This window comes from Dactylosporangium aurantiacum (assembly GCF_000716715.1).
GTDB lineage: Bacteria > Actinomycetota > Actinomycetes > Mycobacteriales > Micromonosporaceae > Dactylosporangium > Dactylosporangium aurantiacum.
Window position 1 is genome coordinate 234,745 of sequence record NZ_JNYJ01000005.1, and the last position, 26,748, is coordinate 261,492.

Below are 26,748 nucleotides of genomic sequence, written 5' to 3' on the forward strand. Positions count from 1 at the left end.
AGGCGCTTGCGCCCGACTTGGCGGCACCGCCGTAGGCTGATCACCACGTACCCCCGTCCGAGCGAGGAGCACCGCGGTGGAGGACCTGATCGCCGAGCTGGAGGCGCAGGAGGAGCGGCTGCGGTTCACCCGGTTCGACAACGACGACGCCTGGGAGCTGGGGTCGCTGCTGGTGCGGCTGGGCAAGGAGCGCGGCCTGCCGATCACGGTCGACATCCGCCGCCACGGTCACCAGCTGTTCCACGCCGCGCTGCCGGGCACCGCACCCGACAACGACCGGTGGATCGAGCGCAAGATCCGCGTCGTGGAGCGGCTCAACGCGTCGTCGTACCTGGTCGGCCGGCGGATGGCGGCCAAGGGCACGGCGATGGACGCCGCGTACGGGGTCGACCCGGCCGACTTCGCCACCCACGGCGGCGCGTTCCCGATCCGGATCGTGGACGTCGGTGTGGTCGGCGTGGTCACCGTCTCGGGGCTGCCGCAGGCCGACGACCACGCCCTCGTCGTCGAGGCGATAGGGCTGTTCCTGCAGAGATAGAGGGTTGTCTCAACGCTCGGCCGGGCTGAGGATTCCGCGTGTGATGAAGCGACTTCTCGGGTGCGCCGCCGCCACCGCGGCCCTCGCACTGACCGGCGTGCTGTCCGCCTGCTCCGACGACCCGCCGAAGGACAACGCCACCGCCGCGGCCCCCACCACGCAGGAGTCCCTGCTGCCGCAGACCGGCCCGGCGCCGACGAAACCGGGCGCCAGCCCGCAGGCGGGGTGCCCGGTGGACGCGGCGACGCTGGAGAAGGCGTTCGTGGCGAACCTCGAGGTGTCCAACGCCGTCGACATCGGCAAGGGCCTCACCGACATCAGCTGCGCCGACAACTGGGCGACCGCCCGGACCCAGCCGGAGGCCAACGACAAGGCGACGGTGCTGTTCCAGTACGACACCGCGAAGAAGCAGTGGCTCGCGATCGCCGGCGGCACCGACAACGTCTGCATGGGCCAGGTCCCGGCGGCGGTGCTCAAGCAGCTCAAGAACTGCGGAAGTTGATGACGAGGGACTAACCAAAAGTCCCGCTTTATGGTCACATAGGTCATGGATCGTGAAGTACTGCTCCGGCTCCTCGACGAGGTGCCGGGGGAAGCGTTCGTGGCCTGCAAGGACGCGATCAGGGCCGGCGCGGACTACGTCGTGTGGGACGACACCGTGCCGGCCGACGCACTGGCCCGCAGCTACTCACGGCGGGCCCAGCACATGGCGAAGATCGGCACCCCGATGCTCGGCGGCGAGGACGCGCTCGCCAGCCTGCGGGTCTCCGGGGACCAGCCGCTGCGCATCGGCGAGGCGAAGGTCGAGGACCCGCCGACGCACTTCCAGCTCTTCCTCACCGCCGACGCGAGCCGCGTCGTGGCCTGTTTAGGGATCGACCAACGTTGACGTAGCAGGATGTCAGGGTGGACGCACTGCTCGACGCCGACGGTCTCGCCCGGCTCCGTGAGGCGCTGACCTCCGCCCGGTACACCTCCCAGGGCATCAAGGACCTGCTGGGTGAGCCCGCGACGGCCGCCCTGGCCCGCAACGACTTCCGTGCCGCGCTCAAACGCACGCAGGAGCAGCCCGGCCGGCTGTCGACCCTCGTGCGCCTGTTCGTGTGCGGCCAGACCGAGTCCCTGGACGCGGTCGCCGACGCCCTCGCCCCGTTGCCCCTCGCCGCCGCGCTGCCGCTGCTGGAGGCCGACGGTGACGGCGTGCGCGCCGCGGTCGAGCTGGAGCCCTACGGCGACTGGTGGGTGGTGGCGGACCTGTCCGCCGGCATGCGCCCGGGCCGGCCGCTGCCCGGCGACCACGTGCTCGGCATCGGCGGCGCCTCGACCACCCTCGCCGCCGCCACGCTGCGGCACCCGGTCGCGACCGCGCTGGACCTCGGCGCCGGCTGCGGGGTCCAGGCGCTGCACCTGTCCACGCACGCGGCCAAGGTGACCGCGACCGACCTGCTGCCCCGGGCGCTGCGCTTCGCCGCCACCACCGCCGCCCTCAACGGGCTGGACTGGGAGCTGCTGCACGGCGACCTGACCGCGCCGGTCGCCGGCCGCCGCTTCGACCTGGTGGTGAGCAACCCGCCGTTCGTGGCCGGGCCGGGCACCACCGACCATACGTACCGCGACTCGGGCCGTCCCGGCGACGCGGTCTGCGCCGAGCTGGTCGCCGCCGCGCCGCGGCTGCTCAACGACGGCGGGCACATGCAGTTCCTGGCCAACTGGCTGCACGTCACCGGCGAGCAGTGGGAGGACCGGGTCGCGGACTGGCTGGCCGGCACCGGCCTCGACGCGTGGGTGATCCAGCGCGAGGTGTCCGACCCGGTCGCGTACGTCAACCTGTGGCTCTCCGACGCCTCCGAGGACCCGGCCCGGCAGCCGGCGATCGCCGCGGCATGGCTGGACTGGTTCGACGCGCAGAAGGTCGACGCGGTCGGCTTCGGGCTGATCACCCTGCGCGCCGGCGGCCACGAGGACCCGACGGTGCGCATCGAGGACCTGCGGCAGACCGTCGACGGGCCGTTCGGGCCGCTGATCGGCGACTGGTTCGCCCGGCAGGACTTCCTGCGCGACGGCGACCTGCTCGGCGCCCGCCTCACCGCCGCGCCCGGCCTGCGGCTGCGCCAGGAGGCGACGCAGGGCGCGGAGGGCTGGGAGGTCGAGCGGCAGCTGCTCAGCCTGCCCGACGGCCTGCGCTGGATCGAGGAGGTCGACCAGGTGGCGATCACGCTCGTCGGCGCGTGCAACGGCACCGTGACGCTGCGCGACCAGGTCGACGTGCTGGCGGCGGCGCACGGCGTACCGGCGGAGCTGCTCGCCGACGTGGCGGTCCCGCTGGTGTCGCACCTGGTCGAGCGGGGCATCCTGCTGCCGGCGGCCGGCTAGTGCGCGCCCTGGTCCAGACGGTGAGCCGGGCGTCGGTCACCGTCGACGGCACCGTGGTCGGCGCGATCGGGGACGGCCTGCTCGTCCTGGTCGGGGTCACGCACACCGACACCCCGGCGCTGGCCGCGACGCTCGCCCGCAAGGTGCACGAGCTGCGCATCCTGCCCGAGGAGAGGTCCGCCGCCGACATGGGCGCGCCGCTGCTGGTCGTCTCGCAGTTCACCCTGTACGGCGACGCGCGCAAGGGCCGCCGCCCGACCTGGATCGCCGCGGCTCGCCCCGAGGTCGCGGAGCCGCTCATCGAGGACTTCTGCCGGTATCTGCGAGATCGGGGCGCAGTGGTGGAAACCGGGCGCTTCCGCACCCACATGCTCGTCGAGAGCGTGAACGTCGGACCCCACACGGTGATGCTCGAAATCTGAGACTCACGGATTCGTGCCACGGCTCGGCCGCCTCACCGCCACTTCACGCGCACTCAGCGAAGCTTCTACCCGTAGGAATGATCGCGCCACTGGACAGGGCACTGGTGCAGGCACACGGGAGGCGAGCGAAGTGGCCCAGCCGCTGAGTGACACCACGGAGTTCAACGCAGTCGACGTCGAGACCGACGAGCAGCACGAGCCCCAGATCGACAACACGGGCGTCTCAGCGGACCTCGTTCGCGCATACCTCAACACGATCGGGCGGACCAAGCTGCTCACCGCCGAGCAGGAGGTCGACCTCTCCAAGCGGATCGAGGCCGGGCTCTACGCCGAGGAGAAGCTCAGCACGGGCGACGTCCACCCCGCGTGGATGAACACCTACGAGGTGATCGTCCGCGAGGGCCGCGCCGCCAAGGCGCACCTGCTCGAGGCCAACCTGCGCCTGGTGGTCAGCATCGCCAAGCGCTACACCGGCCGCGGCATGGCGTTCCTGGACCTCATCCAGGAAGGCAACCTCGGCCTCATCCGCGCCGTGGAGAAGTTCGACTACACCAGACCGCGAGCCGGTCAGCCTCGACCAGGCCGTCGGTGAGGACGGCGAGAGCGCCCTGGGTGACTTCGTCGCCCGCATCGACCCCCGCGAGGAGCCCGCCGACAGCGTGTCGCAGGGCATGCTCAAGTCCGAGGTCGAGATCGTCCTGTCCACGCTGTCGCAGCGGGAGCAGGCCGTGATCCGGCTCCGCTTCGGCCTCGACGACGGCCGGCAGCGCACCCTGGACGAGGTCGGCCGCGAGTTCGGCCTGTCCCGCGAGCGCATCCGCCAGATCGAGAAGGTCACCCTGCTGAAGCTGCGCCACCCGTCGCGCGCGAAGCGCCTGGAGGCCTACGCCAGCTGAGCACGACCCGACCAGAAGCGCCTTGATCGGCAGGAACCTGCGGCTGCGGCGACAGCCGGACGTCCCTGTCGGTCAAGGCGTTCGCCGTCCGCGGCGGTTCAGTACAGCCGCCGCGGGCCGCTGTCGGGGCGGTGCACCGGCGCGGTGAACTCGGCGGCCGCGTGCAGCACCGCGAGGCCCTGGGGCCGGGCCAGGATCGGGTTCAGCGACAGCGACGACAGCGTCGGCTGGTCGTCGACGAGGCGGCCGACGCGCAGCAGCAGGTCGGCGAGGGCGTCCAGGTCGACCGGGGCGGCGCCGCGGTACCCGGTCAGCAGCGGCGCCGCGCGCGGCGCGCGCACGAGGGCGGCCGCGTCGCGGTCGGTGAGCGGGGCCGGCCGCCAGGCGCGGTCGCCGAGCAGGTCCGCGGCCTCGCCGCCGAGGCCGAAGCCGACGACCGGGCCGAACGCGGGGTCGTCGACGACCTCGACGACGCAGGCCACGCCCGGGGCGACCATCGGCTGGACGAGGACCTCCACGCCGCGCCCGAAGAGGCGTTCCAGCTCCTGGTACGCCTCCTCGACGAGGTCTGGCGCGGTGAGGTTGAGCCGGACCGCGCCCAGGTCGATGCGGTGCCGCCACGGTCCCGTGGCGACCTTCAACGCGACCGGCAGGCCGAGCTCGGCGGCGACCGCGGCCACGTCCCGGCCCGCGGCGCGGCGCGACGGCACCACGGGGACGCCGTACGCGGCCAGCAGCGCCTCGATGCCGGTGGACGCAGCGGCCGGCACGCCCGGGTACGTGGGGACGGTGCCGACCGGCTCGCGGCGCCAGGCGGCGTAGCGGGCGACCCGCCCGAGGGCGCGCACCGCCTCCTCGATCGCCGGGTACGTGGGCAGGGCGGCCGGGTCGCTCTCCCGGTACGCGGGGGCAAACGTGAACGACGGGTCGGCGGGCAGGACGACCGCGAGCGGGCGGGCCGACTCGACGGTCGAGGTGCGCAGCAGGTCCGCGACGCCGAGCTCACCGGCGACGGAGAGCGCGGGCGCGTACGCGGCCACGACCGCGTCGACGCCGTCGTCGGCGAGGGCCTCCCGCACGGCGGCGACGAAGTCGGCGTCGCTCACCTCGGGGCCGAGGTCGCGCGGGTACCCCTCGGCGACCCGCAGCCCGGCGGCGGGCGCCTTGGCGACGGTGAGCACCCCGAGGGCGGCGGCGTTGGTGACCACGGCGATCCGGTCGCCGGTCGGCAGCGGCTGGCCGGCGATGAGCAGCCCGACGTCGAACAGCTCGGCGACGGTGTCGACGCGGATCACGCCGGAGCTGGCGAAGAGGGCGGCCACGCCACGGGCGTCGGGGCCGGTGGTGACGGCGTCGAGGGCCGGCGGGCGGACCGGGCTGGCCACGGCCGCGACCGGTTTGCGCCGGGCCAGCTCGCGGGCGATGCGGGCGAACTTGCGCGGGTTGCCGAAGGTCTCCAGGTACAGCAGCACCGCGTCGGTGTGCGGGTCCTCGCGCCAGTACTGCAGCGCGTCGTTGCCCGACACGTCGGCGCGGTTGCCGGCGGAGACGAACGTCGACAGGCCCAGCCCGCGCCGGTCGGCCTCGGCGAGCAGGGCGGTGCCGAGCGCGGCGGACTGGCTGAAGAAGCCGACGCGGCCGCGGCGGGGCAGCAGCGGCGCGAGGGTCGCGTTGAGCGACACGCCGGGGTCGGTGTTGGCGATGCCGAGGCAGTTGGGGCCGACGAGCCGCATGCCGTGGCTGCGGACCGAGCGCAGCAGGGCCGCCTGCGCCTGCGCGCCGACCGGCCCGGACTCGGCGAACCCGGCGGAGACGACCACGAGACCGTGCACGCCGGCGGCCGAGCAGTCCGCCACCACGGACGGCACCGCTTCGGCCGGTACCGCCACCACCGCCAGATCGACGGGATGGCCGGAGCCGGCCAGGGCGGCCACCGCGGGCAGCCCGCCGACGACCGCGGCGCTCGGGTGCACCGGGACGAGCGGTCCGGCGGGGCCGGCCGCCTTGAGGTGCGCGAGGATGGCCGCGCCGACGCCGGTGCCGTCGGCGCGGGCGCCGTAGACGGCCACGCCCCGCGGGTTGAGCAGCCGGCCGATCGAGCGGGCCTCGGCGCGCTGCTCGCGGGACCACTGCACGCGCATCGAGTCGGGGGTCGCCGCGATCGGGAACCACAGGTGCACGACACCGTCGGAGAACTCGCGCTCGATGTGGAAGCCGGCGGCCATGAAGACGCGCAGCATCGCCTGGTTGACCGGCAGGACGTCGGCCTCGAACTCGGTGATGCCCTCCTGCGACGCGGCCGCGACGAGGTGCTCGATGAGCACGGAGCCGATGCCGCGGCCCTGGTGCGCGTCCTCGACGACGAAGGCGACCTCCGCCTGGTGCGACCCGGCGCCGAGGCGCTCGTACCGGCCGACGGCGATCAGGCCGCCGGCGTGCTCGACGACGAACGCCTCCCGGTCGTGGTGGTCGACGTTGACGAAGCGGTCCAGGTCGCGCTGCGGGATCCGCGGGTACGCGGAGAAGTACCGCAGGTAGCGGGTCCGCTCGGAGAAGCGCGAGTGCAGCGCGACGATCCGGTCGGCGTCGTCGGGCCGGATCGGTCGCAAGTGGACGGTCGTGCCGTCGGACAGCAGGACGTCCGCGGCCCGGTCCGGTATCTCGGTCACGTCCTCATCGTGCCACTGCGGTTTAGTACCGTGTCGGGATGATGCTCACCCCGGCCGACGTGCAAGCCGTCCGGTTCACCAAGGCGGCGTTCGGCAAGCGCGGCTATGACGAGGACGAGGTCGACGCGTTCCTCGACGTGGTCGCGCAGGCGCTGACCGCGCTGCACGACGAGCTGGCCGCGCTGCGGGGCGCGCCGGCGCCCGACGCGTCGTTCGGCACGTCGACGGCGGCGGAGTCGGCGATGCTGGCCGAGCTCGACCGGATCAAGCAGCGCCTGAGCCGGCTCGAGGCCGCCGTGCGGAACTGACCCGCGGGTCGTTCGCTAGTCCCGCGGGTCGTGCGGGTCGAGGCCGAAGAACGGGAAGGTCGCGGCGCGGGTCGCCATGACGGCCCGGTCGACGGCGTCCGGCGTCTGCCCCGGCACCCACGGCGTCCACGCGCCGGTGCCGCCGTCGGTCATCGCCGTGGGTACGGGGTGGCCGGGCCGGCGCGCCGCCGCGAGCGCCCGCCACGACGGCGGGGTGACCGTCGCCGGGTCGAGCGCGTCGCCGGTGACGACCGCGAGCAGGTGCGTCCACGCCCGCGGGACGCATTCGACGAGCGCGTACCCGCCGCCGCCGCTGGCGACCCACTTGCCGCCGGCGACCTCCTCGGCGAGCGCACGCAGCGCCAGGTACGCGGCGCGCTGCCCGTCGACGGTCAGCCGCAGGTTCGCCAGCGGGTCGTGCCGGTACGTGTCGGCGCCGCACTGGGTGAACAGCAGCTGCGGCCGGAACGCGCGCAGCACCCCGGGCACCACGGCGTGGAACGCGCGCAGCCAGCCGGCGTCGTCGGTGCCCGGCGGGAGCGCGACGTTGACCGCGGAGCCCTCCGCGCCGGGACCGCCCGTCTCCTCGGGGAAGCCGGTGCCCGGGAAGAGCGACCGCGGCGACTCGTGGAGGCTGACGGTGAGCACCCGCGGGTCGTCGTAGAAGATCTCCTGTACGCCGTCGCCGTGATGTACGTCGATATCGACGTACGCGACCCGCTCGGCGCCGAGCTCCAGCACCCGGGCGATCGCGACGGCGGGGTCGTTGTAGACGCAGAACCCGGCGGCCCGGGCCGGCATCGCGTGGTGCAGCCCGCCGGCGATGCTGACCGCCCGGTCGGCCTCGCCCAGCCAGACCGCCTCGGCGGCGGCCCGGGTCGCGCCCGCGATCAGGGCGCTGGCCTCGTGCATGCCGGTGAACGTCGGGTTGTCGGTGGTGCCGAGCCCCATGATGCCGATCCGCCGGCCGGTGGACGCGGCCTTGACCACGGCGATGTAGTCCGGGTCGTGCACGGTGCCGAGCACCTCGTCGCCGGCCTGCTGCGGAGCCCGCACCGTGACCCCCTCGCGGGCGAGGATGCCCAGGTCACGGGCGAGTGCCATGGTCAGCTCGACCCGCACCGGGTCCAGCGGATGCTCGCCCATGTCGTAGCGCAGCAATGCGTCGTCCCACATGACCAGCGTGTTCACGTGACCGGCCCCTCCTTCGCAGTGTGCGCAGGGACCCTGCGCGCGCCGGTAGGATTGCAGGACGCGGTGACCCCCGCTTCCCACACCAGCTCGGCGACGACGGCACCGTCCAAGATCGCTTGGTTGGCTGTCACGTTCCAATCTTGACGTACGCGACGAGTACTATCGCGTACCGGGAGGGCAAGGCAGTGAACGACCTGGTCGATACCACCGAGATGTACTTGAAGACGATCCTGGAGCTCGAAGAGGAAGGCGTCGTTCCCAAGCGCGCCCGGATCGCCGAGCGACTCCACCAGAGCGGCCCCACCGTGAGCCAGACCGTCGCCCGTATGGAGCGTGACGGCCTGTTGATCGTCGAGGGCGACCGCCACCTGGCGCTGACCGACGAGGGTCGCGTGCACGCGGTCGCGGTCATGCGCAAGCACCGCCTCGCGGAGCTGCTGCTGGTCAACGTGATCGGCCTGCCCTACGAGGAGGCGCACGAAGAGGCCTGCCGCTGGGAGCACGTGATGAGCGACGCCGTCGAGCAGCGGGTCTACGAGCTGCTCGGTCGCCCGACCCGGTCGCCGTACGGCAACCCGATCCCCGGGCTGGAAGGCCTCGAGGGCAGCGCCGACAAGTCGCACGACCCCTCCGACCCCGAGCGCAACCTCGCCTTCCCCGGCCTGGCCGGGGCGGTCGTGGTGAGCCGGATCTGCGAGAGCGTCCAGACCGACGCCGACGTGCTGCGCCAGCTGCACACCGCCGGCATCGACCCGGGCGCGACGGTCACCGTGGCGCAGGAGCGCGACGGCGTCAGCATCGACCGGGCCGGCGAGCGCATCCGGCTGCCGCGGGAGGTCGCGTCGCGGGTGTTCGTCGCGGCGCACTGATGCTGCCCGGATGCACCGTCCAGGAGCTGGTCGACCGGGTCGCCGGCAAGTGGAGCGTGTGCATCCTGGTGGCGGCCGCCGACGGCCCGATCCGCTTCACCGAGCTGGAGCGGGCCATCACCGGCATCAGCCGCCGCATGCTGACCCTCACGCTGCGCAACCTGGAGCGTGACGGGATGCTCGTGCGGACCGTCTACCCGACCGTCCCGCCACGGGTCGAGTACAGCCTCACCCCGATGGCCCAGGAGCTGCACGCCGCCCTGCTCACGATCATCACGTGGGCGGAGCGGCACCGCGCGGACGTCGCCCAGGCCCGCGAGCGCTACGACACCCGCACCTGATCGTTCGCTCGACATGAGCATATGCGCACAAGTAGACTCCATGGCGTGACGGTTGTGCCGGAGCTGCCACCCCGCCCGCTCACCCTGCAGGACGTGACGGCGCTCGCCGAGGCCGACGAGCTGCACCGGTTCGAGCTGACCGAGGGCAACCTCGTGGTCATGCCGCCGCACCCCAGGCGGCACCAGATCATCGCCACGCGACTCGGCGTATGGCTGCTCACGCACGGTTTCCTCGACCGCACGACCCTGTCCACCGGCGTCAGGACCGCGGACGACGACCGCAACGGCCGGACGCCGGACATCGTCGTGGCGAAGGGGGACGTCCCGCCCGAGACGGTCTGGCTCGCCGCGGCCGAGGTGCTGCTCGCCGTCGAGGTCGTGTCGCCGGGGTCGGAACGGACCGACCGGTGGGTGAAGCCGCGTGAATACGCCGACGCCGGGATCGCCCACTTCTGGCGGGTCGAGCCGGACGGGACCGTGCTGCGGTTCCGGCTCACCGACGGGGTCTACACCGAGGTCGGCAAGGACCCCATCGACGCGCTGATCGCCGGTGAGGTGCCGGACCTGAGCTGAGACGCCGGACACACCGCGTCACGTTCCGGGCGCTGCGCCGTCTGGTACCGCATGAAGCGAACAGTGCTCGTCACCGGCGCGACCGGGACGCTCGGGCGGGACCTCGTCGCCGTCCTCAGGGAACGCGGCCACGAGGTGCGCGGGTTGAGCCGGTCGAAGCCCGGTCACGCCCACGGTGACCTGCTCACCGGGGAAGGGCTCGCGGCGGCGCTCGACGGGGTCGACGTCGTCGTGCACGCGGCTACGGACGGCCGCAGGGACGTCGCCGCGGCCGGGAAGCTGATCGAGGCCATGAAGGCCGGCGGCCGGCCACAGCTGGTGTTCGTGTCGATCGTCGGGGTCGACCGGATCCCGCTGGGCTACTACAAGGACAAGGTCACGATCGAGCGGATGGTGGCCGCGTACGGCGGGACGTCGCTGCGCGCCAGCCAGTTCCACGACCTGGTGCTGACCCTCGCCAAGGCGCTGACGACGCTGCCGCTCATCGGCTTCTACCCGGCGTTCGACCTGCGGCCCGTCGAGGTGCACGACGTGGCGGTGCGGCTCGCGGAGATCGTCGAGGGTGACCTGCCGGCGACGCCCGGCGACTTCTCCGGGCCGCAGCGGCGCAGCGGGCGGGACCTGTGGCGGGCGTACCTGCGCCAGGCCGGGAAGCGGCGGCTGCTGGTGCCGGTCAGGCTACCCGGCCGGATCTTCCGCGCGCTGCGCGCCGGCGCGGGGACCGGGCCCGGCGGCGGGACCGGCACCTGGGAGGAGTTCCTCCTGCGGCGGCGATGAGTGGCGGATGCGCCGCAGCCCCACCGCGGCGGCGACGCCCGCGGCGGCCACGTCGGCGACGGTGAAGAGCAGGCGCGACACGAGCGTCAGCGCCCACGCCGTCGCCCACGGCACGCCGAGACCGGCCAGGGCGAGCGCCATCAGGAACTCGCGGGCGCCGAGGCCGGACGGGGCGACGATCACGAACGTGCTGATGCTCATCGCGAGCGCCATCGCGAAGACGCTGCCGGCGAGGCCGTGCAGGCCCGGCAGGTGCGCACGGACCAGCAGCCACACGTGCAGGCCCGCCGCGAGGTACCCGGCGATGCACCAGGCGGCGCTCTCCAGCACGGGGCGCCAGGTGATCGGCCGGTCCAGCGGCGGGCGGCGCAGCACCCGCATGGCGCGGCCGACCAGCCAGGTCAGCAGCGGCGGGTAGCAGCAGGCCACGGCGAACGGCAGCAGGATGATCGACGCCCACACCGCGAGCGAGCCGAACACCTCGTGCCCGGACGCCCGCACGCCGTCGAAGGCGGTGCCGAAGCCGGGGGAGGTCAGGATCAGCCCGGACGTGACGCCGAGGCCGCTGACCAGGACCGAGCCGATGAACACCTTGGACCGGGACACCCCGGCGCGGCGGCCGAGCTCCATCTGCACGACATACGCCCACACCGAACCCGGCAGGTACTTGCCGAGCGAGCCGACCAGCATGATCGGGGCGGCGTCACGGACCCGCAGCGGGTGATCGATGCTGCCGACCATCGCCCGCCACGCCATCATCGTCGTCCACAGCGACAGCACGGCGGCGAACAGCGCGGCGATCAGGGACGGCCACGACAGGCCGCGGAACGTCGCCTGCACCGCCGACCACTGGTCGATCGTGGTGGCGACGATGAAGTAGACGATGCCGAGCGCGGCGAGCACCCGGACGGCGCTGATCAGGCGGGCCCGCCACGGCTTGGCTGGTGCCACTTCGACGACAGGCTGACCCACGGACGGGAACGCTAGCACGGCTACGATGCGACGGTCGGAGCCCGAGGAGGCAGCGTGCGGTACGTCGTCATCGGTGGTGGCATCGTCGGTCTGGCCACCGCGCACCGGCTCACCCTGGAGCACCCCGGCGCCGAGGTCACCGTCGTGGAGAAGGAGCTCACCTGGGGCGCGCACCAGACGGGCCACAACTCCGGCGTCATCCACGCCGGCGTCTACTACAAGCCCGGCAGCCTCAAGGCGACCCTGTGCAAGGCCGGCAGCGCCTCGATGGTGGCGTTCTGCCGGGAGCACGACATCCCGCACAAGGTGACCGGCAAGCTGATCGTGGCGACCGACCCGTCCGAGCTGCCCCGCCTGCGCGGCCTGTACGACCGTGCCCTCGCCAACGGCCTGCCGGCGCGGCTGGTCGACGCGGCGGAGGCCCGGGAGTACGAGCCGGAGGTCGCCTGCGTCCAGGGCATCCACGTCGCCTCGACGGGCATCGCCGACTTCGGCGCCGTCTGCGTGACCCTCGCGGCGCTGCTGGAGAAGGCGGGGGCGACCCTGCGCCTCGGCGCCCGGGTGACCGGGATCTCGACCCTGCACGGCGAGACGGTCGTGCACACCACCGTCGGTGACGTGTTCGCCGACGTCCTCGTCAACTGCGCCGGCCTGCACGCCGACCGGGTCGCGAAGCTGGCCGGCATCACGCCACCGGCCCGGATCATCCCGTTCCGCGGCGAGTACTACGAGCTTCGCCCCGAGCGGCGCCACCTGGTCAACGGCCTGATCTACCCGGTGCCGGACCCGCAGTTCCCGTTCCTCGGCGTGCACCTGACCCGGATGGTCGACGGCAGCGTCCACGCCGGCCCCAACGCGGTCCTCGCCACCGCCCGCGAGGGCTACTCCTGGTCCCGCGTCCGCCCGCGGGACATCGCCGACACGGTCAGCTACCCCGGCATGTGGCAGCTGGCCCGCAAGCACCTGCGCTACGGCCTCACCGAGGTCCGCCGCTCCCTGTCGAAGCAGCGCTTCGCCGCGAGCCTGGCCCGCCTGGTGCCCGCGGTGACCGCCGCCGACCTGGTGCCGGCGTCGGCAGGTGTACGGGCGCAGGCGATCACCCCGTCCGGTGCCCTCGTCGACGACTTCCTCATCGTCGTCGAAGGCCGGCAGGTGCACGTGCTCAACGCCCCGTCACCGGCCGCCACCAGCTCCCTGGAGATCGCCAGGTACATCGTCGACCGCCTGCCGCGCTGAGCGGTAGGGTGCGCGCGTGCGTACGGTTGCCGGAGTGCTCGCGGTGCTGATCCTGCTCGCCGGCTGCGACGACGCCGGCGCGCATCCGGGCCCGGCGCCGTCCACCGCCCCGGCCGCCGCGGCCGGCGGCGCGTGCCAGCTGCTGGACTTCCCGGTCGTCAACACCAAGCTCGGCCTGGACCTCGCCGTCGCCGCCGCCGCGACCCAGGACAACACCTTCACCTGCGTCCTGCAGCCCCGCGGCGCCGCCACCCCCGACCTGGTCCTGTCGGTGACCGCGACCACCATCGGCGCGGACATCTACGCCTCCGCCGTCCAGCCGAAGGGTGCCGTCCCGGTCGAGGGCCTGGGCGCCGCCGCGTACCAGCTGCAGATCCCGGCCACGGACGCCACCGGCGCGGGCGCGGAGGTGGGCTGGCTCGCCGGCAACAAGCGGATCATCCAGCTGTCGGTCCACCTGCCGCCCGGCACCCCGGACCCCGCGGGCGCCGACCTGCTGCCGAAGCTGGTCGGCCTGGCCAAGCTGATCGACCTGAGCAGCCTCTAGACCGTACGGGCGTCCGGCGCGCCGGGAGCCGGGGTCAATCCGCGGGGAACAGCGCCGCCTCGGCGCGCAGGGCGGTCAGGAACGCGGTGACCGTGGCCGGCACGGTGCGCCCGGCGAGGGTCGCGGCCAGCACGTCGCGCGGCGGCACCTCGTCCGGGTGCAGCGGCAGCAGCGCGACGTCCGCCGGGGCGGCCCGCGCGGCGAGGGCCGGCACCAGGGTCACCCCGAGCCCGGCCGCCACGAAGCCGAGCTTCGCGGTCCACTCGCCGGCCACGAACGCGATCCGCGGCCGGAACCCGAGCCGCACGCTCGGTGCCAGCAGCGTCTCCTCCGGCGCCGCCGAGCCCGCGATCCACGCCTCGTCCGCCAGCGCCGCGAGGCGCACCACCGACGGGGTCCCGGCCAGGGGATGGGCGCGCGGCACGGCCAGCAGCACCGGCTCTGACAGGACGTGGTGCACGGCGAAGCGGGGATCGGCGCAGGCGGTCACCAGCACCACGTCGGCGTCGCCGGCGAGCAGCGCCGACAGCAGCGAGCCGGTGACGCCCTCGACGAGGGACAGCCGGACGCCGGGGTGGCCGGCGCGGAAGCGGGCCAGGGCGCGCGGCACGAGCGCGGCGTCGGCGGTGGCGAACGCGCCGACGCGCAGGTGGCCTGAGGCGCCGGCGCGCACGGCGTCGACCTCGCGGCGGGCGAGCGCCAGCCGGTCCAGGACCGCCGTGGCGTGGGTGAGCAGGCAGGTGCCCTCGGCGGTGAGGGCGACGCCGCGCGGCAGGCGGTCGAACAGCCGGGCGCCGACCTCCAGCTCGAGCGCCGCGATCTGCCGGGACACCGCCGACTGGGTGTAGCGCAGCGCGGTCGCGGCGCCGGTGATCGAGCGGTGCCGGGCGACCTCCCGGAACACCTCCAACATCTCGGTCTGCACCGCACGACATTCCCATACTGCATGGTAGCGATGCCAGACATTCGTTGGTGACATGTCAGCGGGGCGCATACGGTCGCCGCATGCAGAAGATCGCGGTGCTCGGGCTCGGGCACATGGGGGCGCCGATCGCCCGGCGACTGGCCGCCCACGGGTTCCCGGTCACGGGGTGGAGCCGCAGCGCGCGGGCCGTCGAGGGGGTGGCCCCCGCGCCGGACCCGGCGGCGGCGGTCCGCGGCGCGGACGTCGTCATCACGATGCTCACCGACGGCACGGTGGTGCGCGACGTGGTGACCGCGGCGGCGGTCGCGGGGCCGGCGACGCTGGTCGACATGTCGACGATCGGCCCCGACGCCGTGCGCGACCTCGCCGCGGCCCTGCCCGCCGGGGTGGACCTGGTCGACGCGCCGGTCGCGGGCAGCACCGGGGCCGCCGCGGGTGGCACGTTGCGCATCTTCGCCGGCGGCACCGCGGCCACGGTCGACCGGGTCGCGCCGGTGCTCGCCACGCTCGGCGAGCTGCACCGGTGCGGCCCGTCCGGCAGCGGCGCGGCGATGAAGGTGGTCCTCAACACCGCCCTCGTGACCGCCCTCGCCGCCCTGGCCGAGGTGCTGCTGGTCGCCGACGCCGTCGGGGTGCCGCGCGCCGGCGCGCTGGAGGCGCTGCGCGGCGGCCCGCTCGGCATCGCCGTGGAGCGGGTGACCGGGGCGCGGGCCGCGCACTTCCCCGTACGGCTGGCGCGCAAGGACCTGACGCTCAGCCTCGGCGACCGGGACCTGCCCGTCGCGCTCGCCGCGGCCCGGCACCTGGCCGCCGCCGACCCGGAGGCGGACCTGACCACCATCGTGACGGAAGGACCCGCATGCTCGTCATAGACAACCCCTCCACGGTCGCCGCACCGGCCGGCGCGTACTCGCACGTGGCGCGGGTCGACGTCGGCACCGGGACGCTGCTGTTCCTGTCGGGGCAGATCGCCCTGGACGACGACGGCGCGCTGGTCGGCCCCGGCGACATGGCCGCGCAGGCCACCCGCGTGTTCGAGCTGATCGGCGCGATCCTCGCCGCGCACGGCGCGACGCTCGCCGACGTGGTGAACATCCGCACGTTCCTCACCGACATGGCGCAGCTGCCGCAGTACGGCCAGGTCCGCCGGCGGGTGTTCACGGGCCCGCCGCCGACCAGCACGACCGTCGAGGTGTCCCGGCTGTTCCGCGACGGGGCGCTGCTGGAGGTCGAGGTGGTGGCCGCGGTCGCCGCGTCCTGACCTGATCCTTACGTTGTCCCGCGGGCCGCGCTTACCCGCGGGACACACCATGTGCGGCATGAGACGAACGATCGCCATCGCGCTCGCGGCCGCGCTGCTGTTCGCCGGCGGCTGCGGGCGGCAGGACCGCAAGGACCGGCGCGACCAGCGCCCGGCCGCGGTCTCGACCCAGCCGGCCGGGACGGCCCAGCCGGCCCAGGACGCCCCGGCGGCCGACGACGTCGACCAGCTCCTCGACCAGGTCGACCAGCAACTGTCCGGGGACGCCCAGCCCGCCGGCGACGAAGACTGAGAGGGATCCACCGTGAAGCGCACCCTGATCGCCCTGACCCTCACCCTCAGTGCCGCGCTCGTGGCCGGTACCGCCGGCGCCGCGGCCGCCGAACCGTCGGCGCGCCCCTCGGTGCGGGCCGTCACCCTGGACGCGGCGAAGGACGCCGTCGCCGGCCGGATCGACCAGCGCCTGACCGCGCTGCAGAAGTTCGAGACGAGCCTGGCCGCGGCCAAACAGGTCCAGCCCGCGCACCGCGACACCCTCACCAAGCTCATCGCCGACCAGCGCGCCGGCCTGACCGCCCTGAAGACCAAGGTCCAGGGCGAGACGACCGCCGCCGCCGTGAAGGACGACGCCCAGTCGATGGTCACCGGCTACCGCGTCTTCGTGCTGACCGGCCCGAAGGTCCGCCTCACCGCGGCCATCGACACCGAGCTGGCCGTCATCGCCAAGCTACGCGCCCAGCCCGGCGCCGACACCGCCAAGCTCGACGCCGTCGAGGCCACCCTCAAGGGCAAGGTCGACGCCCTCCTGGCCGTCAAGCCGGGCCCCGACGCCGACGCGATCAAGTCGCAGCTCCAGCCGATCCGTACGGCCGCGAAGACCGCCCACACCGACCTGAAGGCGCTGCGCAAGACCAAGAAGTGACCGCCGCCCGGCGGGCCCGGCCGGTCGGCGACCGGGCGGGCCCCGCCGGGTTCCGCCGCGGGTGGGCGGGGGTGAGGAAGAATGACGCCCATGCCGTTCTCGTTGCCGATCCCCGCCGAAGCGAACGCGCTGCTGGACCGCGACCCCCTGGCGCTGCTCATCGGGATGACGCTGGACCAGCAGATCCCGCTGGAGAAGGCGTTCACGTCGCCGTGGGTGCTGGGGCAGCGGCTCGGGCACGAGCCGACCGCGCAGGAGCTGGCCGAGTTCGACCCCGGCGCGCTGGTGGAGATCTTCGCGACGCCGCCGGCGCTGCACCGGTTCCCGAAGGCGATGGCGGCACGGGTGCAGGAGGTGTGCCGGGTCCTCGTGGACCGCTACGACGGCGACCCGGCGGCGCTGTGGGCCGGGGCCGGCTCCGGTGCCGAACTGTTCCGCCGGGTGCAGGCGCTGCCCGGGTTCGGCAGGCAGAAGGCGCAGATCCTCGTCGCGTTGCTGGGCAAGCAGTACTCGGTGCGGCCGGACGGCTGGCGGGAGGCCGCCGGCGGCTACGGCGAGGAGGGCTCGTTCCGCTCGGTCGCGGACATCGTCGACGGTGAGTCGCTGGGGCGGGTCCGGGAGTACAAGAAGCAGATGAAGGCCGCCACGAAACAGGGGTAGCCACGTGGCGTGCGCGCGGGCACCGAGGGTCGTAGGGTGCCTAACGTGCTGAAGGGTTTCAAGGACTTTATCTCGCGCGGCAATGTCATCGAGCTTGCCGTCGCCGTCGTCATCGGTGCCGCGTTCAACGACGTGGTCAAGGCGTTCACCGACGGCTTCCTCCAACCATTGATCAAGCTCACCGGCGGTATCGGGGTCGACGACAAGAACCAGGGGCTGCCGATCGGGTCGCAGTTCCTGGCGTGGCCGGCGTTCCTGAACTCGGTGATCGGTTTCCTGCTCACCGCCGCCACCGTCTACTTCCTGGTCGTGCTGCCGATGAACAAGCTCGCCGAGCGGCGCAAGCGGGGCATCGAGCCCGAGCCGGCCGCCCCGGCCGAGGACATCCGGCTGCTCACCGAGATCCGCGACCTGCTCGCGACCGGCACCGTCAACCGGCCCACCGACCGGCCGGTCGACCCGGTCGGCGGCGCGCATGCCGCGCCGGTGAAGCCGAGCGACACCTGAGCGCGCTTCACCCGTGCGCGTGGCAGACTCGGTGGTAATGGGACGCAGGCCGAAACCGCAGCTGATCACCACCGCTGAGCGCACGCCCGAACAGGAGCTCCGATCCCGGGAGCGGCGTTACGTCGCGATGATGCTGCTGCGCGGCCTCTGCGTGATCGTGGCGGCGATCCTGGTCACCGCCAAGGTGCCGCTGCTGTGGCTGTGGCTCACCCTGCTGCTGATCGGGGCGGCGGTGCTGCCCTGGGCGGCGGTGCTGCTCGCCAACGACCGGGGGCCCCGGCCCGAGCACCGCTTCCGCAACAAGCTCCAGGCCCGGCGCGAGCGGCAGCAGTCGCATCCGGACCCCGCGCACGCGCTGACCGACCGGGAGCGGACCGACCCGAAGATCATCGATCTGTAGCGGCGGGCCTGCCACCGACCTGCGCGACCGCGCGGGCGCCGAGGCGGGCCCCGCCGGCCAGCGCGTCGGCCGGCGGGGCGCCGGTGAGCCAGGCCGCGAGGAAGCCGGCGGCGAACGCGTCGCCGGCGCCCGTCGGGTCGACCACCCGCGCGACGGGTGCGGCGGGCACGTGCACCGGCAGCGCGGACGGCGCGGCCCAGGTCGCCCCGTCGGCGCCCGACTTCACGACCACCGCGCCGGCCCGGTCCAGCAGCGCCGCCGCCAGCCGTGCCGCGGAGCCGCCGGGGCCCGCGAGGACCCTCGCCTCGTCCAGGTTGGCCAGGAGCAGGTCCACAGCCGGTACCGACGCCCAGAACGCCTTCCCGAGCCGCTGCAACGGCGCGGCCGAGGCGGCGTCCAGACTGGTCGACAGCCCCCGGCGGCGGGCGGCGAGCAGGGCGTGCCGGCCGGCGGGCGCGCAGTCCGGGTCGAACAGCACGTACGCCGACAGGTGCAGGTGCCGGGCGTCCGGCGTCGCGTCCAGGGCCCGGTCGACGTCGGCGGGGGAGAGCAGCCGGTTGGCGCCGCGGTCGGTGAACATGGTCCGCTCCGCGTCGGAGGCGAGCACCACCACCGTGCCGGTCACCGTGCCCGGCACCCGGCGCACCGAGGTGGTGACGCCCGCGGCGGCCAGCTCGGCGAGGCGGGCCGTGCCGGGCTCGTCGTCGCCGGCCACCCCCGCGAACACCACCGGGTGCCCCAGCGAGCCCAGCCACGCGGCGGTGTTCGCCGCGGACCCGCCGCCGCCGACGCGGACCGAGGCGAGGGTGTCGGAGCCGATCGCCAGGGGACCCTCGTGCACGGTCACGATGTCGGTGACCACGTCACCGACGACGATCACCGTCACAGGGCCGCCGCGATGCGCGCCGCCAGGTCGGCGTTGCGCAGGATGATCCGCACGTTGACGTCCAGGCTGCGGCCCTCGGTCGCGGCGTGGAAGTGCGACAGCAGGAACGGGGTGACGTCCTTGCCCGTCACGCCGTCGCGCTCCAGGCCGGCCAGCCCGTCGGCGAGGACCCGGTCGTGCAGGCCGGGGTCGAGCTGCTCGCCGGCCGGCAGCGGGTTCGCCACGATGAGCGCGCCGGTGTGCACCGCCTGGGCGCGCGCCGCCCGCACGATCGCCGCGGCCCCCGCCGGGTCGTCCACGGACCAGTCCAGGTCGAACCCGCCGTCGGTCAGGTAGAACCCCGGAAAGCGCCTGGTCTGGTACCCCACGACGCTGACCCCCAGGGTCTCCAGCCGCTCCAGGGTGGCGCCGACGTCGAGGATCGACTTGACGCCCGCGCAGACCACCGTGATCGGCAGCCGCGACAGGGCGGTCAGGTCCGCCGACTCGTCGAACGTGGTGGCCGCGCCCCGGTGCACCCCGCCGAGCCCGCCGGTGGCGAAGACCGCGATGCCGGCCGCGACCGCGATCGCCGAGGTCGCCGCCACGGTCGTGGCGCCGTCGGCCCGCGCGGCGGCGGCCGGGGCCAGGTCGCGCACCGAAAGCTTCACCACGTCGTCGCTGCCGGCCAGGTGGTGGATCTCCTCGTCGGACAGGCCGACCACGATCTCGCCGCCGATCATGCCGATCGTCGCCGGGACCGCGCCCGCGGCCCGGACCGTCGCCTCGATCTCCTTCGCGACGGTCAGGTTCGACGGCCGGGGCAGCCCGTGCGAGATGATGGTGCTCTCCAGCGCGACGAGCGGCGCGCCGGACTCCCGGGCGGCCGCGACCTCGGCGCCGAAGCGGATGGCATGGTTGATCACCTGGCAACGATAACCCCGGCCGCCGTGCGGCAGGCCGGCCGTTCGCCTGGCAGACTGGGACCGTGACAACGACTCCAGACAACGGTGGCTCGACGCTCACCGACGAGCGCGTCGAAGAGCAGACCGACTACCGCTACGACGCCGGCGACCACGAGAAGTTCTCGCACTACGCCCCCAAGGACAAGATCATGCAGGCCATGATCGAGGGCACGCCGGTGCGGGCGCTGTGCGGCAAGCTGTGGGTCCCGTCGCGCGACCCCAGCCGGTTCCCGGTGTGCCCGGTCTGCAAGGACATCTACGAGAACGTCGTGCAGAACGACGACCCCTCCTGACGGGCCGTCCAGCTGTCGTAGTGACGTTCGGCGCGGATCGGCGCTCCGCCGGCCCGCGCCCGCTAGGCTGAGCAACGCCTTCGAGGTCCAGTGACCCGGAGGCGTTTCTGTGTGGGTTTCTTCAGGTCCTCAAGGGGGTGCCGCATGCCGCCGCGTCCGGTGGTGCAGGCAGGACAGACGCTCCGGGTGTGGCAGCGCAAGGCACTCATGGAATACCTGCGGGGCAAACGGGAGGACTTCCTCACCGTCGCCACGCCCGGCGCCGGCAAGACCACGTTCGCGCTGCGGATCGCCCTCGAGCTGTTCGCCGACGGCACCGTCGACAACCTCACCGTCGTCACGCCGACGGAGCACCTGAAGAAGCAGTGGGCCGACGCCGCCGCCCGGGTCGGGATCGACCTCGACCCCGGCTTCCGCAACGCCGACGTGCACGCCGCGTCCGACTTCCACGGCACCGTCGTCACGTACGCGCAGGTCGGCGTGGCTCCCGCGGTACACCGGCGGCGGACGATGACCAGGAAGACCCTGGTCGTGCTGGACGAGATCCACCACGCCGGCGACTCGAAGTCGTGGGGCGACGGGGTCAAGGCCGCGTTCGAGCCCGCCGTGCGGCGGCTGATGCTCACCGGCACGCCGTTCCGCTCCGACGACAACCCGATCCCGTTCGTGCAGTACGAGCGCGGCAACGACGGCATCGCCCGGTCCCGCTCCGACACCACCTACGGCTACGCCGAGGCCCTCGCCGACGGCGTCGTGCGGCCCGTCATCTTCCTCGCGTACTCCGGCGAGACCCGCTGGCGGACGTCGGCCGGCGACGAGCTGGCCGCGCGCCTGGGCGAGCCGATGACCCAGGACCTCATCGCCCAGGCGTGGCGCACCGCCCTCGACCCCACCGGCGACTGGATGCCGCAGGTCCTGCGCGCCGCCGACGCCCGCCTGAAGGTGCTGCGCGCCGGCGGCATGCCCGACGCCGGCGGTCTCGTCATCGCCAGCGACCAGACGGCCGCCAGGGCGTACGCGAAGGTCCTGCACGACATCACCGGCGAGAAGGCCGTCGTGGTCCTCTCCGACGACCAGGGCGCCTCGGGCCGCATCGCCACGTTCTCCGCGTCGGACGAGCGCTGGATGGTCGCCGTCCGCATGGTGTCCGAGGGCGTCGACATCCCCCGCCTGGCCGTCGGCGTGTACGCCACCAGCGCCTCCACCCCGCTGTTCTTCGCCCAGGCGATCGGCCGCTTCGTGCGGGCCCGCGGCACCGCCGAGACCGCGACCGTCTTCCTGCCCAGCGTGCCGCACCTGCTGGAGCTCGCCTCCGAGATGGAGGCCCAGCGCAACCACGTCCTCGGCGCCCCCAAGGAGAAGGACGGCTACGACGACGAGCTGCTGGAACGCGCCCAGCGCGAGGAGAAGGTCGGCGACGACCTGCTCAAACGCTTCGAGGCGCTGTCCGCGACCGCCGAGCTGGACCAGGTCATCTTCGACGGCGCGACGTTCGGCGTGCCGGCGCAGACCGGCACGCCCGAGGAGGAGGAGTACCTGGGACTGCCCGGCCTCCTCACCGCCGACCAGGTCTCGGCGCTGCTCAGCAAGCGCCAGGCCGAGCAGGTCGCCGCCGAGAAGCGCCGCGCCCCGGCCGCCGCGACCCTCGCCCCGGAGCCGCCGAAGACCGCGGGCGAGCGCCGCATCGTCCTGCGCCGGCAGCTGAACACGCTGGTCGCCGCCCATCACCACCGCACCGGCCTGCCGCACGGCAAGATCCACGCCGAGCTGCGCCGGCTGTGCGGCGGGCCGCCGAGCGCCCAGGCGACGATCGAGCAGCTCGAGGAGCGGATCGCCACCATCCAGACGATGTGAGCCCGGTACGCGGGCCGCGAGGTGGGTTCCCCACGGCCCGGCGGGGTGGGCGTGGCCTGGCACGATGCCGGCGTGCCCGGTGCCGGTCCCGTGGACAGGCACGCCAGCCTGTGGGCAGCTGGGCGGATTTGTGCGGGTCGGGCCGGTGCCGGTCGGTCGATGGCAGGCCGTTCCACGTCGCGTGGAGGCCGCAGCCGGCTCGGCCGTGCTTGTCGCCACCCGAGCCGGACCCGTCGGGCGCTTCGAAGGCCGGTCTGTCCCCGGACGGGGTCGTGCCACCCCGGGCGCCGTCAGCGCCACCCTGAGCCGTCGAACGCCGCCCGGGGCCGTCCGCAGCCCTGCCGTCCGAAGCCCTGCCGTCGAACGCGGCCCGGGCCGTCGAAGCCCCGGCCGTCGAAGCCCCGGCCGTCGAAGCCCAGGGCCGTCGAACGTCACCTGAGGCCGTCAGCGCCGCCCCGGGCAGTCGGAGGACGCCCGGGGCCGTCGAGACCTCGGCCGGGCCGGAATACGGTCGTAGGGCGCCCCGCTCGGGACGCCCTACGGACAGGGTATGGTCAGCTGGCCGTGATCTCGGAGCCTCGCCACGTGAAGTCCGGGGCGACCGCCACCTCAACTGCGATCTTGACCAGTTGGTCGGCGTACTTGTTTGCGTGATGTCCACAGAAGATCAGGTCGCCGCCTTCGGCGAGCCGAACTCGTAGTTTGCCTGCCGCGCTGCAGCGGTCGCACCGTTCCTCGGCGGCTGGGGGCGCTGCCGTCTCCGGCGGCGGCGTGAGGGTCGGGGTCATCGCCTTCCTCCTCTGATCGTCACCGACGAACGCTTCCTTGCGTCGTTCACAGATGGTTCAACACCGTCTTGCCTGACATCGTTCCCACCGGATGAGGGGGACCGATGTCACATTTCCGTCGTGCCTGCGAGAGCCCGGACCGCAACACCCGCTACGTGCTTCCTATCGCGCCTCGGCGGCGATCACAAGTGGGTTGAGGCGGCGGCACCCCTCCCTCATGCCCTCGGTGACCGGAAACACACCCGGGCCGCCCCAAAAGGGACAGCCCGGGTTCGCGCACAGCGGAATGTGAAAGGTCAGTCCAGGTAGTCGCGCAGGACCTGCGAACGCGACGGGTGGCGCAGCTTCGACATCGTCTTGGACTCGATCTGGCGGATCCGCTCGCGGGTCACGCCGTAGACCTGGCCGATCTCGTCGAGGGTGCGCGGCTGGCCGTCGGTGAGGCCGAACCGCAGCCGCACGACGCCCGCCTCGCGCTCCGACAGCGTCTGCAGCACCTGCTGGAGCTGGTCCTGCAGGAGCGAGAACGACACGGCGTCGACCGCGACGACGGCCTCGGAGTCCTCGATGAAGTCACCGAGCTGGCTGTCGCCCTCGTCGCCGATGGTCTGGTCGAGCGAGATGGGCTCACGCGCGTACTGCTGGATCTCCAGCACCTTCTCCGGCGTGATGTCCATCTCCTTGGCCAGCTCCTCCGGGGTGGGCTCGCGGCCCAGGTCCTGGAGCAGCTCACGCTGGATGCGGCCGAGCTTGTTGATCACTTCGACCATGTGCACCGGGATGCGGATGGTGCGGGCCTGGTCGGCCATGGCGCGGGTGATGGCCTGGCGGATCCACCAGGTGGCGTAGGTGGAGAACTTGCGGGAGATCCACATGAAGTCGCGGCTGGCCGGCATGACCATCGGCTCGCCCGCGTCCTCGGCGGCCCGCAGGCGCTCGGCGGCGTACAGCCCCGCCTCGATGCGCTTGGCCAGCTCGACCTCCTGCTCGGCGTTGAGCAGGGGGACCTTGCCGATCTGCTTGAGATAGGCGCGCACCGAGTCGGCGGACGCGGTCAGCTCCGCGTCGCGGCGGGCCTGCTTGAGCGCCTCGGACTCCTCGTCGTCCCACGCGAAGTCGTCGTCGGTCGCGGTGGCCTCGGCGTCGGCCTCGACGGCCTTGACGACCTCGACCGGCTCGTCGGCGACCACGTCCTCGATCTCCGCCACGAGCGCGGCGTCGTCGATCTCCTCGAGCTCCGGCTCGTCGCCGGCGATCTTCGGACCGGCGCCCGGGTCGGCGGCGTCCGCGGGCACGGCCTTCTTCGCGGGCCCGGCGGCCTTCTTGGCCGGCGCCGCCTTCTTCGCGGGCGCGGCCGGCGCGGCCTTCGCCGGCGCCGCCGCCGCGGGGGCGGCCTTCTTGGCGGGTGCTGCGGGTGTCGCTGCCTTCTTCACGGGCGCCCTCTCCACCCCCGAATCCTGTGGGGACTCGACGGCTGTCAGCGGCTTCGGTGCCGGCGCCTTACGGGCCGGCGCGGCCTTGGCGGTGGCCGCCTTGGACGCGGGGGTCGCGGAGCGTGCCGCCGCGACCCGGCGCCGCCCGTTGGCGGAGTCGTCGACGACGACGGTGACTCCGGCCTCGGCGAGACTCCTGAGCAGCTTCTTGGCGTGTGCGGGGGTCACATCTGCGGTGTCGACCGCCTGCGCGACCTCCGCCGACGTGAGGTGGCCGCCATTGGCGGCCGCACGCGCGATCAGCGAGTCGGCGAGCGAGCGTACGTCGACGCTGGGCTGGTGAGCTGCTGTCACGAACGACCTTCCGGTGCGATGAGCGAGCGACGGCCGGTGCGGCCGAGTTCGCGCACGGCGCGGCCGTGCTGAGTGGGCCTTGGGTGCTTTTGGTGGCGCCCGTGTGCCGTGCGTCCGGGGCGGATTCACGAGCGACAGCGGGCAGCGCGTGAATTGTAACGCTCTCTCGCCCCAACATCCCGCTCTGTGGGCCCGACCCGCGATCCTGACCCCACGTTGTGACCGAACGGATGGGCGGAACCGGGCCTGACAGGATGGGGTGCATGGATCGGGAACACGAACTGCTGGACCTCGCGGTGTCGATCGCCCGGGAGGCTGCGACCCGGGCCCGGGCGATGCGGGCCGCCGGTGTCGACCCCGTCGCGACGAAGTCCACGCTCACCGACGTGGTCACGGCCGCCGACCGGGCGGTGGAGCGGCAGGTCCGCGACGCGATCCACGCCGCCCGCCCCGGCGACGTGGTGCTGGGGGAGGAGTTCGGCGGCGGCGAGGGTGACGGCGCCGCCGTGCGCTGGATCCTGGACCCGATCGACGGCACCGTGAACTACCTCTACGACCTGCCGCAGTACGCCGTGTCCCTGGCCGCCGAGGTCGACGGCGAGGTGGTGGCCGGCGTGGTCATCAACGCCGCGACGGGGCGGGAGTGGACCGCGGTGCGGGGCGGCGGCGCCTACGCCGACGGGCGGCGGCTGTCCGGCTCCGGGCAGACCGACCTGCGCCAGGCGCTGGTCGGCACCGGCTTCGGATACGCGGCCGACCGTCGCCTGCACCAGGCGGCCGTCCTGGCGGGCCTGATCGGCGACATCCGTGACGTGCGGCGGTTCGGCGCCGCGGCGATCGACCTGTGCCTGGCGGCGGAGGGCAGCCTGGACGCCTACTACGAGAAGGGCCTCAACGCCTGGGACCACGCCGCCGGCGGCCTGGTGGCCGCGGAGGCCGGCCTGCTGGTCACCGGCCTGCGCGGCGCCACGGCCGGCCCCGACATGGTGGTGGCGGCCCCGCCGGCCCTGCACCAGGGCCTGCACGACCGCCTGGTCGAGCTCGGGGCCGACAAGGGGCCCTGAGGCCTCGGCCCGGTCAAGCCTCGGCCCGGTCAAGCCTCGGCCCGGTCAAGCCTCGGCCCGGTCAAGCCTCGGCCCGGTCAAGCCTCGGCCCGGGGCCTCGGCGCAGGTGCCCTCGGGCAGCTCCGGGTTGCCCAGGGCGCCGATCGACTGCTTGACCTCGGTCACCGTCGGCAGCTGCTGGAACTTCCCGCCGAGGATGACGTCGACCTTGTCGTCCTGCCGGTTCTTGTCGAACTCGTCCTCGGACTTGTCCAGGAAGTACGCCCGCACCAGCCACGCGGCGCCGACCGCCTTCGGCCCGAACCGGATGACGGCCACCTTCTCGTTGGCCTTCTTCACCGGCGGGTTGGGCGCCCCGTTCTGCACCGTGGCCTTGAACCCGCGGCTGGCGAAGTCGTTGGTGATCTCGCCGGCCAGGCCGGGCTTGCTCGTCGCGTTGAACACGTTGAGGTTGACCTGTTTCTCTTCAGGCAACCTGTCGTTCACGATCACGGCGTCCTGGGCACACTCGTTGGCCTTGATGGGACCGGTCTGGCGGTCCTTCACCAGGGCGATGGTCACGAAGACCGCCGCGGTGACCACGAGCAGGCCAACCAGCGCCAGGGCTCTCACCCGCGCGAAACTCATGGCAGTGCTTCTCCCCGCCCCCAGAGCGACTCCGTCACCAGATAGACGCTCTGGCTGCCGGGAAGGTTAGCGCCTGCCGGGGGAACATGCTGAAGTCCCCACCCGGGTTACCACA

The 26,748-nt window shown here is 73.5% G+C and carries 31 protein-coding genes and 1 pseudogene; 23 read left to right on the forward strand and 9 right to left on the reverse strand.

Translation table 11 applies throughout. The features are described 5' to 3' along the window. Nucleotides 1-76 precede the first annotated feature (76 nt). The 6 genes and pseudogenes from OP18_RS07245 to OP18_RS51105 all read left to right on the forward strand — a co-directional run bounded on the left by OP18_RS07245 (nt 77) and on the right by OP18_RS51105 (nt 4,229). Nucleotides 77-538 (forward strand): heme-degrading domain-containing protein, encoded by a 462-nt coding sequence (locus tag OP18_RS07245; protein WP_033357940.1) that lies wholly within the window; start codon nt 77-79, stop codon nt 536-538. A gap of 43 nt (nt 539-581) precedes the next feature. Beyond that, nucleotides 582-1,040: a hypothetical protein gene (locus OP18_RS07250; RefSeq protein ID WP_033357941.1), complete on the forward strand. Its 459-nt coding sequence runs from the start codon at nt 582-584 to the stop codon at nt 1,038-1,040. A 45-nt stretch (nt 1,041-1,085) separates the two neighbouring features. Continuing rightward, nucleotides 1,086-1,427 (forward strand): hypothetical protein, encoded by a 342-nt coding sequence (locus tag OP18_RS07255; RefSeq protein WP_033357942.1) that lies wholly within the window; start codon nt 1,086-1,088, stop codon nt 1,425-1,427. 17 nt (nt 1,428-1,444) lie between these two features. Then, nucleotides 1,445-2,911, forward strand: a complete 1,467-nt coding sequence (locus tag OP18_RS07260; RefSeq protein ID WP_033357943.1) for a DUF7782 domain-containing protein — start codon at nt 1,445-1,447, stop codon at nt 2,909-2,911. Continuing rightward, nucleotides 2,911-3,333, forward strand: coding sequence for a D-aminoacyl-tRNA deacylase (dtd, locus tag OP18_RS07265; RefSeq protein WP_033357944.1), 423 nt, complete (start codon nt 2,911-2,913; stop codon nt 3,331-3,333). Before OP18_RS07260 ends, dtd begins: the two co-directional genes overlap by 1 nt. Before the next feature lie 205 nt (nt 3,334-3,538). Next, a pseudogene (locus OP18_RS51105) lies at nt 3,539-4,229 on the forward strand (sigma-70 family RNA polymerase sigma factor). 98 nt (nt 4,230-4,327) lie between these two features. Here the strand turns inward: OP18_RS51105 and OP18_RS07275 are convergent. Next, on the reverse strand, nt 4,328-6,898 hold the full coding sequence (locus OP18_RS07275; RefSeq protein WP_033357945.1) for a bifunctional acetate--CoA ligase family protein/GNAT family N-acetyltransferase: 2,571 nt from the start codon (nt 6,896-6,898) through the stop codon (nt 4,328-4,330). A gap of 38 nt (nt 6,899-6,936) precedes the next feature. On the opposite strand from OP18_RS07275, the gene OP18_RS61765 reads away from it, so the two are divergent. Next, nucleotides 6,937-7,206 (forward strand): DivIVA domain-containing protein, encoded by a 270-nt coding sequence (locus OP18_RS61765; protein ID WP_052386330.1) that lies wholly within the window; start codon nt 6,937-6,939, stop codon nt 7,204-7,206. A 15-nt stretch (nt 7,207-7,221) separates the two neighbouring features. On the opposite strand, the gene OP18_RS07285 is transcribed toward OP18_RS61765, so the two are convergent. Continuing rightward, nucleotides 7,222-8,382, reverse strand: a complete 1,161-nt coding sequence (locus tag OP18_RS07285; protein WP_033358073.1) for an acetoin utilization protein AcuC — start codon at nt 8,380-8,382, stop codon at nt 7,222-7,224. A gap of 203 nt (nt 8,383-8,585) precedes the next feature. On the opposite strand from OP18_RS07285, the gene OP18_RS07290 reads away from it, so the two are divergent. The 4 genes from OP18_RS07290 to OP18_RS07305 are packed head-to-tail and all read left to right on the forward strand — an operon-like array spanning nt 8,586 to nt 10,960. Beyond that, complete coding sequence (locus tag OP18_RS07290; protein ID WP_033357946.1) at nt 8,586-9,269, forward strand: iron-dependent transcriptional repressor DtxR; 684 nt, start codon at nt 8,586-8,588, stop codon at nt 9,267-9,269. Then, complete coding sequence (locus OP18_RS07295; RefSeq protein WP_033357947.1) at nt 9,269-9,610, forward strand: winged helix-turn-helix transcriptional regulator; 342 nt, start codon at nt 9,269-9,271, stop codon at nt 9,608-9,610. The genes OP18_RS07290 and OP18_RS07295 overlap by 1 nt, the downstream gene beginning before the upstream one ends. A 45-nt stretch (nt 9,611-9,655) precedes the next feature. Then, nucleotides 9,656-10,183, forward strand: coding sequence for a Uma2 family endonuclease (locus OP18_RS07300; protein ID WP_162189749.1), 528 nt, complete (start codon nt 9,656-9,658; stop codon nt 10,181-10,183). A 51-nt stretch (nt 10,184-10,234) separates the two neighbouring features. Then, complete coding sequence (locus tag OP18_RS07305; RefSeq protein ID WP_033357949.1) at nt 10,235-10,960, forward strand: SDR family oxidoreductase; 726 nt, start codon at nt 10,235-10,237, stop codon at nt 10,958-10,960. On the opposite strand, the gene OP18_RS07310 is transcribed toward OP18_RS07305, so the two are convergent. Continuing rightward, entirely contained in the window at nt 10,862-11,932 is a 1,071-nt protein-coding gene (locus OP18_RS07310) for a lysylphosphatidylglycerol synthase transmembrane domain-containing protein (protein ID WP_162189750.1), read from the reverse strand. The two genes, OP18_RS07305 and OP18_RS07310, sit on opposite strands and share 99 nt — an antisense overlap. Nucleotides 11,933-11,986: 54 nt before the next feature. Between OP18_RS07310 and lhgO the strand changes: the two genes are divergently transcribed. Both lhgO and OP18_RS07320 read left to right on the forward strand, forming a co-directional pair. Continuing rightward, nucleotides 11,987-13,168, forward strand: a complete 1,182-nt coding sequence (gene lhgO / locus OP18_RS07315; protein ID WP_033357950.1) for an L-2-hydroxyglutarate oxidase — start codon at nt 11,987-11,989, stop codon at nt 13,166-13,168. A gap of 16 nt (nt 13,169-13,184) precedes the next feature. After that, nucleotides 13,185-13,715 carry a hypothetical protein gene (locus tag OP18_RS07320; protein WP_033357951.1) on the forward strand — a complete coding sequence of 177 codons (531 nt, stop codon included), beginning with the start codon at nt 13,185-13,187 and terminating at the stop codon, nt 13,713-13,715. A 34-nt stretch (nt 13,716-13,749) separates the two neighbouring features. Here OP18_RS07320 and OP18_RS07325 read toward each other — a convergent pair whose 3' ends face one another. After that, nucleotides 13,750-14,640, reverse strand: a complete 891-nt coding sequence (locus OP18_RS07325) for a LysR family transcriptional regulator (RefSeq protein WP_033357952.1) — start codon at nt 14,638-14,640, stop codon at nt 13,750-13,752. Nucleotides 14,641-14,720: 80 nt separating this feature from the next. Here OP18_RS07325 and OP18_RS07330 point away from each other — a divergent pair, with 80 nt between their 5' ends. The 7 genes from OP18_RS07330 to OP18_RS07360 all read left to right on the forward strand — a co-directional run bounded on the left by OP18_RS07330 (nt 14,721) and on the right by OP18_RS07360 (nt 18,390). Beyond that, nucleotides 14,721-15,512, forward strand: a complete 792-nt coding sequence (locus tag OP18_RS07330) for an NAD(P)-dependent oxidoreductase (RefSeq protein ID WP_033357953.1) — start codon at nt 14,721-14,723, stop codon at nt 15,510-15,512. Continuing rightward, nucleotides 15,500-15,901 (forward strand): RidA family protein, encoded by a 402-nt coding sequence (locus OP18_RS07335; protein ID WP_033357954.1) that lies wholly within the window; start codon nt 15,500-15,502, stop codon nt 15,899-15,901. Before OP18_RS07330 ends, OP18_RS07335 begins: the two co-directional genes overlap by 13 nt. 58 nt (nt 15,902-15,959) lie before the next feature. Further along, a complete protein-coding gene (locus OP18_RS07340; RefSeq protein WP_033357955.1) occupies nt 15,960-16,193 on the forward strand; it encodes a hypothetical protein in 234 nt (77 codons plus the stop codon). Between the two features lie 12 nt (nt 16,194-16,205). Next, nucleotides 16,206-16,823, forward strand: coding sequence for a hypothetical protein (locus tag OP18_RS07345; protein ID WP_033357956.1), 618 nt, complete (start codon nt 16,206-16,208; stop codon nt 16,821-16,823). Nucleotides 16,824-16,913: 90 nt separating this feature from the next. After that, complete coding sequence (locus OP18_RS07350) at nt 16,914-17,483, forward strand: HhH-GPD-type base excision DNA repair protein (protein ID WP_211273457.1); 570 nt, start codon at nt 16,914-16,916, stop codon at nt 17,481-17,483. Nucleotides 17,484-17,528: 45 nt separating this feature from the next. Further along, the gene (mscL, locus tag OP18_RS07355; RefSeq protein ID WP_052386334.1) at nt 17,529-17,990 is read left to right on the forward strand and encodes a large conductance mechanosensitive channel protein MscL; all 462 of its coding nucleotides are present in this window, start codon (nt 17,529-17,531) and stop codon (nt 17,988-17,990) included. A 37-nt stretch (nt 17,991-18,027) separates the two neighbouring features. Next, nucleotides 18,028-18,390, forward strand: coding sequence for a DUF3099 domain-containing protein (locus OP18_RS07360; protein WP_033357958.1), 363 nt, complete (start codon nt 18,028-18,030; stop codon nt 18,388-18,390). On the opposite strand, the gene OP18_RS07365 is transcribed toward OP18_RS07360, so the two are convergent. Both OP18_RS07365 and OP18_RS07370 read right to left on the reverse strand, forming a co-directional pair. Continuing rightward, the gene (locus tag OP18_RS07365) at nt 18,377-19,276 is read right to left on the reverse strand and encodes a carbohydrate kinase family protein (protein WP_033357959.1); all 900 of its coding nucleotides are present in this window, start codon (nt 19,274-19,276) and stop codon (nt 18,377-18,379) included. The genes OP18_RS07360 and OP18_RS07365 overlap by 14 nt on opposite strands. After that, complete coding sequence (locus OP18_RS07370) at nt 19,273-20,181, reverse strand: pseudouridine-5'-phosphate glycosidase (protein WP_033357960.1); 909 nt, start codon at nt 20,179-20,181, stop codon at nt 19,273-19,275. Before OP18_RS07370 ends, OP18_RS07365 begins: the two co-directional genes overlap by 4 nt. Before the next feature lie 62 nt (nt 20,182-20,243). On the opposite strand from OP18_RS07370, the gene OP18_RS07375 reads away from it, so the two are divergent. Then, nucleotides 20,244-20,513, forward strand: a complete 270-nt coding sequence (locus OP18_RS07375; protein WP_033357961.1) for a DUF3039 domain-containing protein — start codon at nt 20,244-20,246, stop codon at nt 20,511-20,513. 144 nt (nt 20,514-20,657) lie between these two features. Then, nucleotides 20,658-22,367 (forward strand): DEAD/DEAH box helicase, encoded by a 1,710-nt coding sequence (locus OP18_RS07380; protein ID WP_033357962.1) that lies wholly within the window; start codon nt 20,658-20,660, stop codon nt 22,365-22,367. A gap of 554 nt (nt 22,368-22,921) precedes the next feature. Here the strand turns inward: OP18_RS07380 and OP18_RS54850 are convergent. Continuing rightward, nucleotides 22,922-23,155: a DUF7455 domain-containing protein gene (locus tag OP18_RS54850; RefSeq protein WP_033357963.1), complete on the reverse strand. Its 234-nt coding sequence runs from the start codon at nt 23,153-23,155 to the stop codon at nt 22,922-22,924. A 296-nt stretch (nt 23,156-23,451) separates the two neighbouring features. Continuing rightward, nucleotides 23,452-24,942, reverse strand: coding sequence for an RNA polymerase sigma factor (locus OP18_RS07390; protein WP_033357964.1), 1,491 nt, complete (start codon nt 24,940-24,942; stop codon nt 23,452-23,454). A 263-nt stretch (nt 24,943-25,205) separates the two neighbouring features. Here OP18_RS07390 and OP18_RS07395 point away from each other — a divergent pair, with 263 nt between their 5' ends. Further along, nucleotides 25,206-26,006 (forward strand): inositol monophosphatase family protein, encoded by an 801-nt coding sequence (locus OP18_RS07395; protein WP_081970461.1) that lies wholly within the window; start codon nt 25,206-25,208, stop codon nt 26,004-26,006. A 45-nt stretch (nt 26,007-26,051) separates the two neighbouring features. Here the strand turns inward: OP18_RS07395 and OP18_RS07400 are convergent, their stop codons facing one another. Continuing rightward, nucleotides 26,052-26,633, reverse strand: a complete 582-nt coding sequence (locus OP18_RS07400) for a LytR C-terminal domain-containing protein (protein ID WP_052386335.1) — start codon at nt 26,631-26,633, stop codon at nt 26,052-26,054. Nucleotides 26,634-26,748: the final 115 nt, after the last annotated feature.

Bases quoted from the DNA above. Each gene is read 5' to 3' on its own strand.
- OP18_RS07340 (WP_033357955.1), top strand. From the start codon at position 15,960: ATGAGACGAACGATCGCCATCGCGCTCGCGGCCGCGCTGCTGTTCGCC.
- OP18_RS07255 (WP_033357942.1), top strand. From the start codon at position 1,086: ATGGATCGTGAAGTACTGCTCCGGCTCCTCGACGAGGTGCCGGGGGAA.
- OP18_RS07360 (WP_033357958.1), top strand. From the start codon at position 18,028: ATGGGACGCAGGCCGAAACCGCAGCTGATCACCACCGCTGAGCGCACG.
- OP18_RS61765 (WP_052386330.1), top strand. From the start codon at position 6,937: ATGATGCTCACCCCGGCCGACGTGCAAGCCGTCCGGTTCACCAAGGCG.
- OP18_RS07335 (WP_033357954.1), top strand. From the start codon at position 15,500: ATGCTCGTCATAGACAACCCCTCCACGGTCGCCGCACCGGCCGGCGCG.
- OP18_RS07295 (WP_033357947.1), top strand. From the start codon at position 9,269: ATGCTGCCCGGATGCACCGTCCAGGAGCTGGTCGACCGGGTCGCCGGC.
- OP18_RS54850 (WP_033357963.1), bottom strand. From the start codon at position 23,155: ATGACCCCGACCCTCACGCCGCCGCCGGAGACGGCAGCGCCCCCAGCC.
- OP18_RS07380 (WP_033357962.1), top strand. From the start codon at position 20,658: ATGCCGCCGCGTCCGGTGGTGCAGGCAGGACAGACGCTCCGGGTGTGG.
- OP18_RS07285 (WP_033358073.1), bottom strand. From the start codon at position 8,382: ATGTGGGACGACGCATTGCTGCGCTACGACATGGGCGAGCATCCGCTG.
- OP18_RS07350 (WP_211273457.1), top strand. From the start codon at position 16,914: ATGCCGTTCTCGTTGCCGATCCCCGCCGAAGCGAACGCGCTGCTGGAC.
- OP18_RS07400 (WP_052386335.1), bottom strand. From the start codon at position 26,633: ATGAGTTTCGCGCGGGTGAGAGCCCTGGCGCTGGTTGGCCTGCTCGTG.
- OP18_RS07330 (WP_033357953.1), top strand. From the start codon at position 14,721: ATGCAGAAGATCGCGGTGCTCGGGCTCGGGCACATGGGGGCGCCGATC.
- OP18_RS07250 (WP_033357941.1), top strand. From the start codon at position 582: ATGAAGCGACTTCTCGGGTGCGCCGCCGCCACCGCGGCCCTCGCACTG.
- OP18_RS07395 (WP_081970461.1), top strand. From the start codon at position 25,206: ATGGATCGGGAACACGAACTGCTGGACCTCGCGGTGTCGATCGCCCGG.
- OP18_RS07305 (WP_033357949.1), top strand. From the start codon at position 10,235: ATGAAGCGAACAGTGCTCGTCACCGGCGCGACCGGGACGCTCGGGCGG.